Raw genomic sequence first — 7374 nt, forward strand, 5'->3', positions numbered from 1 at the left:
AGGAGCGGGAGTGGGTCGACCAGTTCATGGACGAGACCACTCTCTTCCTCGGTCCCGACCCAGTGATCATGCGTGACCACTCCATCCAGGAACGGACGTCGCGGGAGGAGACGGCGATCGCCGCCGGTGTCGACCGGCTGGTGGTCGAGCGGATCCGCAAGCGGATTGCCGGTGCGCTCGACGAGGGCTACGAGATGTGCGAGGCACAGGGTGCCGCACCCGGGGCGAAGTGGGGTGACCTGACGGCCGCGATCTACACCGCGGCCGGGGACGTCTCCTACCTCTCCTGCCACGGGGTGATCGCGTTCTCCGCGATCCTGCACTACCCGATCCGGTACATTGTGAAGTGCTGGAAGGACGAGCCGACCGTCGGCATCCACGAGGGCGACGGATTCATCCACAACGACGCCCGGTTCGGCAACGTCCACAACACCGACCAGTCGATGATCATGCCGATCATACGTGGGGGCGAGATCATCGCGTGGGTGGCGGCGACCATCCACGAAGGCGAGAACGGCGCCTGCGAGCCGGGCGGCATGCCGTCAGGCTCGGAGACCCCGTTCGACGACGGCCTCCGGATGAGCCCGTTCAAGATTGTCGAGCGTGGTCATCTGCGCCGAGACCTGCTGACCTTCCTCCAGCACTCGGTGCGCGACCCCAAGCTGCAGCTGGCCGACCTGAAGGTGAAGATCACCGCGGTGCGCAAGATCATGGAGCGCATCGACAAGGTCATCGACGAGGTTGGCGTCGACACGTTCGTGGCGGCCCTGCGGGTCACCGTCGAGGACGTCGACGCCGAGGTCCGCCGCCGGATCTCCGAGCTTCCCGACGGCACGTACTCCTTCAACCAGTTCATGGATTCGACGCTGAAAGAGAACATCCTCATCAAGATCGCCTGCAAGATCCACGTCAAGGGCGACAAGATGACCGTCGACCTGCGTGGCACCGGACCGGAGATCATCAACCGGGCGATCAACTCTCCGCTGTGCTCGGTGAAGTCGATGATGATGCAGGCGATCCTGGCGTTCTGGTGGCCAGACCTGCCGCGCTGCACGGCGGCGATGAGCTGCATCGAGATCATTTCCGACGAGGGCACCTGGGCCGACGCGTCCTATGACGCCCCGATGGGGCAGTCGTTGCAGGCCTCGTTCCGAGGCTTCTCGATGATGCAGGCGCTCTACGGAAAGATGTCGTTCTCCACGCCGCACAAGTACTCGAACATCGTGGCTAACTGGTTCAACCAGATCAACACGTTCCTGTGGGGCGGTGTCACCAAGCACGGCGACATGGTCGGCAACCTGTGTGCCGACCTCAACGGCATGCCCGGGGGAGCCAAGCCCTTCCGGGACGGTGAGGACGCCGTCTCGCCGCTCTTCTGCGCCATGGCCGACACGGCCGAGCAGGAGGTCATGGAGGAGGAGGTGCCCTTCATGCAGCTGGTGGCCAAGCGCCTGGTCCGCGACAACATGGGCTTCGGCAAGTTCACCGGCGGCATGGGCTACGAGATGATCGTGGCCGCCGAGGGCACGCCGGAGTGGGGCTTCATGACGGTGACCTCCGGAGCGAAGTTCTCGTCCATCTACGGCATGTTCGGGGGCTACGGCTGCGGCACCTACCCGCTGGCGATGGTCAAGGGCACGAATGTCTACGAGCACATTCGCCGGGACAACAAGAAGTTCGACCTCTCGATTGAGAAGGTCATGAACGAGCGTCCGTTCCCGGATGGGAAGTACTCGACCTATCACATGGGTCTGCAGTACGACCGCGCCAAGGACGGAGAGCTCTACATGATCTCCCAGGGTGCCGGTGGTGGGTACGGTGACCCGCTGGAGCGTCTGCCTGAGTCGGTGGTGCGCGATGCCGAGCTCGGCCGGATCAGCCAGAAGGTCGCCGAGGAGATCTTCGGTGTCCGCTATGACCCGATCACCTTCCGGCTCGACGCCGAGGGCACCAGGCAGGCCCGCGAGCGGGTCCGCCAGACGCGCCTGACGCGCGGCAAGCCCTACGCGGAGTTCGTCAAGGATTTCGTCACCGAGGAGCCGCCGAAGGACCTCCTCTACTACGGCTCCTGGGGCGACGACACCAACGACCTCACCGCCACGGTGTTCACCATCGACGGTCCCCAGCGGGTCAAGGCGCCACTGAAGGAACTGCCGATCATCGTGATCCCGGACCGCCGGGAGCTGAAGATCGCGGCGCTGGAGGCGCGCGTGCGGGAGCTGGAGGACAGGCACGGCGAGGACGTCAAGCGTCTCGCCTGAGGTTCCGTCTCGCCTGAGGTTCCGTCTCGCCTGAGGTTCACAGAGCCCTGAGGTTCAAGGAGCACTGAATGTCTTCTCTCACTGCCCTGCTCGCTGCCGCGCCCGGCGGCCGGGCGCTGGTGATCGACCATGATGCCTACGCGACGGCAGTGCTACGGCAGGGCAGCGAGATCCCCTGGGGTGACCTCGCCGCCCTGACCGGGCACGTCGCCCAGGTCCATGCCCTGCTGGACCCGGATGCGGTGTTCATCAATGCCGAGGCGTTCTACGACGCGTATCTCGCGGCGACGCCTGACCTGGTGAGCGCCCTAGGGAAGCGTAGCCGCACGGGCTACGCGTTACGCACCCTGCTCGGTGACGAGCCCGCCGTCGAGCGGTTGGTTCTGACCATGCGCACGCTGGCGGACTCGACCCGGCGACGGGTCGTGCTGTCGGTGCCGTCGCCCGCGAGGTGGTTGCTGCGGGCACACGACCGGGCCGGTACGGGGCTGGACGAGGTGAGCGAGGACCACGTCGACAGCGCCTCCATGTACCTCGCCGAATGGCTGGGGCGCCTGGGGTCGCCGCCGCTGGGACTGCTGCTCCTTGATGCCCGGGCCCGCTCCGGGGACTCCGCCACGCTGGAGTCCCCGGAGCAGGCGGGTGGCTATACCTCGCTGACCAATGTGGCCGGGCACTTCGACTGGACGCTGGCGGTGCGATTCGACTCCTCGGTTGACGTGGCCGGCGATGTCACGCGGGCTGTCGTCCTTCCCGAGGCGTTCTGGCATGGCGAGGGGGAGGCACCTCGTGACGGAGCCCAGCTTGTGCTGACCACCATCCCGGCCAATGCGCCGCCCGAGACGGTTCTGCTGCGCCGGGCCCTGCTGAAGGAGGGGTGAGATGGACAAGGTTGTGGCGTCGGCGCAGGAGGCGGTCGCCGACATCCCGGTCGGGGCCAGCGTGGCGAGTGGTGGCTTCGGGGTCTGCGGTATCCCGTCGGTGCTCCTTGCCGCGCTCGCCGAACAGGGGGCCTCGGACCTGACCGTCATTTCCAACAACTGCGGGATCCCGGGTGTGGGTAACTCGCTGCTGCTGGAGGGCGGGCGGATCCGCCTTCTGGTGGCGTCGTACGTGGGGGAGAACAAGGAACTGGAACGGCAGTACCTCTCCGGGAAGGTCGAGATCGAGTTCAACCCGCAGGGGACGCTGGCGGAGCGGTTGCGCGCCGGTGGAGCCGGGATCGCCGCGTTCTACACCCGCACCGGCGTCGGCACGCAGGTCGCCGACGGCGGGCTGCCGATCAGGTACGACGCCTCGGGTGAGGTGGCGCTGGCCTCGCAGCCCAAGCTGACCGAGGTCTTCGAGGTCGACGGGGTGCCGCAGGTCTTCGTGCGGGAGACGGCGCTGCGGCCGGACTTCGTCCTGGTGCGGGCCCGGCGTGGTGACCGGCACGGCAACCTGGTTTTCCGCAAGGCCGCCCGCAACTTCAACCCGCTCTGCGCCATGGCCGGGAGGGTGACGATCGCGGAAGTGGAGGAACTCGTCGAGCCGGGTGCGCTGGAGCCCGACGAGATCCACCTGCCCGGAGTCTTCGTGCAGCGGGTGGTGGCGTTGACGCCCGACCAGGCCGCGGACAAGGGGATCGAGCGGCTCACCCTGCGTGCCGTCACGATTGCTGCAGGAGGTGCCTGACATGCCTTGGTCCCGGGACGACATGGCCGCCCGTGCGGCGGCGGAACTCAACGACGGGGACTACGTCAACCTCGGCATCGGTCTGCCGACGCTGGTTCCCAACCACGTGCCCGACGGCGTGGAGATCGTGTTGCAGAGTGAGAACGGCATCCTCGGCCTGGGCCCCTACCCGGTCGCCGGCGAGGAGGACCCGGATCTCATCAACGCCGGCAAGGAGACGGTGACGACCGCGACGGGAGCAAGCTTCTTCGACTCCGCCACCAGTTTCGGGATGATCCGTGGGGGGAAGATCGATGCGGCGATCCTCGGCGCCATGCAGGTCAGCGAGCGCGGGGACCTGTCGAACTGGGTGGTGCCCGGCAAGCTGGTCAAGGGCATGGGGGGCGCGATGGACCTGGTCCACGGCGCCCGCCGCGTGATCGTTCTGATGGAGCACTGCGCCAAGGACGGATCGCCGAAGATCCTGCCCGAGAACACGCTCCCGCTGACCGGCACGGGTGTCGTGCAGCGCATCATCACCGACCTCGCCGTCATCGACGTGACCTTCGATGGTCTGGTGCTGGTGGAGACGGCGCCGGGCGTCACAGCCGACGACGTGCAGAAGGTGACACCGGTACGGCTGGCTCGGGTGGGCACGAAGCCTGGTGCCGGCGTGGCGGGCGGACCTGCCGGGGTGTCTCAGCAGTGAAGGGTGTCTGAGCGTTGAAGGGACCGGATGTGGACCACGATGATGTGGAGATCGTGGGCTGGGGTCATACCCCGTTTGGCCGTCTGCCCGAGGAGACTCTGGAGCCGCTGATCGTCGCCGCCGCGCGGGAGGCGATCGCGTCGGCGGGCCTGCGCCCGCGGGAGATCGACGAAATTGTTCTCGGTACCTACAACGCGGGGTTGCAGCCGTTGGCGTTTCCTTCCTCGCTGGTCCTGGAGGCCGATGACGATCTGCTGTTCACCCCGGCGACCCGGGTGGAGAACGCGTGTGCGAGCGGGTCGGCCGCGCTGCTGTGCGGGGTGCGGGCGATCCAGTCCGGGCAGGCGCGCCGGGTGCTGGTGGTCGGGGCGGAGAAGATGACCCACGCGCCGGCCGAGGCTGTCGGCGGGGCTTTGCTGGGTGCCGACTACGAGCATGCCGGCGGGTTGTCCGGTGCCGGGTTCGCGCGGTTGTTTGCCGATGTCACCGAGGCCTACTTCACCAAGTACGGTGATCACAGTGACGCGCTGGCACGGATCGCGGCGAAGAACCACCGTAACGGGGTGGTGAACCCGTACGCCCATCTGCGTTCCGATCTCGGCTTCGAGTTCTGTAGCACGGTCGGTCCGCGTAATCCGATGGTCGCGGGCCCGCTGCGGCGCACGGACTGCTGCCCGGTCTCGGATGGTGCCGCCGCGGTGGTGCTGGCCGCGCCGGGTAGTGCGCCGCGTACCCCGGCGGTGCGGATCCGTGCCCTGGCGCAGGCCAGCGATTTCCTGCCGGCCGCGCGGCGTCATCCGCTGGCGTTCGCCGCCGCGCACTGGGCCTGGCAGGCGGCGTTGGGGCAGGCCCGGGCGCGGCTGTCCGACCTGCACCTGCTGGAACTCCACGACTGTTTCACCATCGCGGAGCTGCTGGAGTACGAGGTCGTCGGGTTGTGCTCGCCCGGCGGCGGGGGTCAGGTCATCCTCGGTGGGGTCGTGGACCGGGACGGCACGCTGCCGGTCAACCCCTCCGGGGGGTTGAAGGCCAAGGGCCATCCGGTTGGTGCCACCGGGGTGTCCCAGCATGTGATGGCGGTGCTGCAGCTCACCGGCAACGCCGGGGCGATGCAGATCCCCGGGGCCACCGTCGCCGGGGTGTTCAACATGGGTGGCCTGGCGGTCGCCAACTATGCGAGTGTCCTGAAACGGGTGCGATGAGCGCCCGCACCGGCCGGGACCCGTACCGGTTTCGTTCGGGTCGTCATGGATCAGTCCTCTCCCGTTCCCGGCTCGCCACCGGGTGGCGTGCGGCGGGCTGATGGACGTACAGCTCGCGCCGCCGCGGGGTCATGGCCGCGGGGACGGGCTCCGGCAGCCGGTAGCGGGCGGGATGCTGGTGCTCGGCGTACAGCCGGTCGGCATTGTAGACCCGGGGGAACTTCCAGAGCATCCGTGGGAAGTTCGTCTGGCCGTGCGCCAGGTTCGCGGTGACGATCCGGGCGGTCGCGGCAAGCGTCTTCGCGCCGAGGTGTTTGCGGTTGAGGACCGCCTGGGTGGAGACGAGCTCGCGGTAGAAGCGGTCGAGGGGAAGCCGGGTGGGGACGACGGCGTGCTGGATGTCGAACAGCCGGTAGTCCAGGGTGGTGAGCCGCCGGGACTGGGTGTGCCAGATCTCCGTACCCGGGTAGGGGGTGCACACCGTGAGATGCACGATTTCCGGCACCGACAACGCCCATTCGCGGACGAGACGGAACTGCTTCTCGTCCCAGTCCGGGTCGGCGATGAGGTTCACCGCGACCGTGATGCCGATCTTTCGGGCGACTTCGAGGGCGCGGATGTTCTCGTCCGGGGAGATCCGCTTGTGGTAGAGGTCCAAGCCGTCCGCGTCGAGGGCCTCCATGCCCAGAAACATGTATTCGAGGCCGAGGCGGCGCCATCGCTCGAACACCTCGGGATGGCGCAGCAGGACGTCGCTACGGGTTTCCAGATAGTACCGTTTGCGAATCCCTCGGCGTTCGACCTGATCGGCGATGGCCATGCCGTGTTCGGGCCTGATGAAGGCGACGTCATCGACGATGAAGACGTTCGGTTCCCGGATGGCGGACAGTTCCTCGCCGGCCGCGTCCGGGGAGAGGCGGCGGTAGCTGCGGCCGTAGAAGGTCCAGGCGCTGCAGAAGGAGCAGTCCCATGGGCAGCCGCGGGTGAACTCGACCGATGCGCACGGGTCCAGCTCCCCGATGAAGTAGCGGCGGCGGTGGGCCAGCAGATGGCGGGCCGGCAGCGGCTCGTCGAGGCTGGGTAGCAGGGCCGGGATCGGGCCCGCCCCGTCGGCGGTGACCGCGCCCGGGACGTCGGCGAGACGGGCGCGGTCGGCCTCGAGGATGCGCGGGGCGACCACTTCGCCCTCGCCGCGCGCGACCACATCGAGTGCGCCGTCGCCCTGCTTCAGCAGGTGCTCGGCGATGAAGGAGACGCTGTGGCCGCCGGCCACGACCAGGCAGCCGGGCAGCTCCCGCTTCGCCCGGTGCGCGAGCTCGATGACCTCGGGGACGTTCGCGAGGTAGTTCACCCCGAACATCACCGCGTCGGGACGACACTCTCGCAGGCGGCGCGCGTAGGTGGCCGGTTTCTCCACCTGAAGATCGATCATGCTCACCTCGTGGCCCGCGGCGAGCAGCGCGGCCGCCACCCGTTCCAGCCCCAGCGGTTCGAGCCGTAGAAAGATCTTCGAGTACATCAGCGCGCTGGGATGAACCAGTAGGACACG

Annotated in this window: 6 protein-coding genes; 5 read left to right on the forward strand and 1 reads right to left on the reverse strand. The window is 67.9% G+C overall.

Features of this window, described 5'->3' with window-relative positions; translation table 11 throughout:
• From ACY45C_RS09080 to ACY45C_RS09100, 5 genes are all read left to right on the forward strand, one after another.
• Positions 1-2261 (forward strand): hydantoinase B/oxoprolinase family protein (locus ACY45C_RS09080; RefSeq protein ID WP_462187184.1); only part of this gene is annotated, 2261 nt, incomplete at its 5' end.
• A gap of 68 nt (positions 2262-2329) precedes the next feature.
• A complete protein-coding gene (locus ACY45C_RS09085) occupies positions 2330-3142 on the forward strand; it encodes a hypothetical protein (protein ID WP_462187185.1) in 813 nt (270 codons plus the stop codon).
• 1 nt (position 3143) lies between these two features.
• Positions 3144-3935, forward strand: a complete 792-nt coding sequence (locus ACY45C_RS09090) for a CoA transferase subunit A (protein ID WP_462187186.1) — start codon at positions 3144-3146, stop codon at positions 3933-3935.
• Position 3936: 1 nt separating this feature from the next.
• Complete coding sequence (locus ACY45C_RS09095) at positions 3937-4623, forward strand: 3-oxoacid CoA-transferase subunit B (protein WP_462187187.1); 687 nt, start codon at positions 3937-3939, stop codon at positions 4621-4623.
• A 29-nt stretch (positions 4624-4652) separates the two neighbouring features.
• Complete coding sequence (locus ACY45C_RS09100) at positions 4653-5825, forward strand: thiolase domain-containing protein (RefSeq protein ID WP_462187188.1); 1173 nt, start codon at positions 4653-4655, stop codon at positions 5823-5825.
• 43 nt (positions 5826-5868) lie between these two features.
• Here the strand turns inward: ACY45C_RS09100 and hpnR are convergent.
• On the reverse strand, positions 5869-7374 hold a 1506-nt coding region (gene hpnR, locus ACY45C_RS09105), incomplete at its 5' end, for a hopanoid C-3 methylase HpnR (protein WP_462187189.1).

It is taken from the genome of Frankia sp. CcWB2, from assembly GCF_977927585.1.

Bases quoted from the DNA above. Each gene is read 5' to 3' on its own strand.
- ACY45C_RS09085 (WP_462187185.1), top strand. From the start codon at position 2,330: ATGTCTTCTCTCACTGCCCTGCTCGCTGCCGCGCCCGGCGGCCGGGCG.
- ACY45C_RS09095 (WP_462187187.1), top strand. From the start codon at position 3,937: ATGCCTTGGTCCCGGGACGACATGGCCGCCCGTGCGGCGGCGGAACTC.
- ACY45C_RS09090 (WP_462187186.1), top strand. From the start codon at position 3,144: ATGGACAAGGTTGTGGCGTCGGCGCAGGAGGCGGTCGCCGACATCCCG.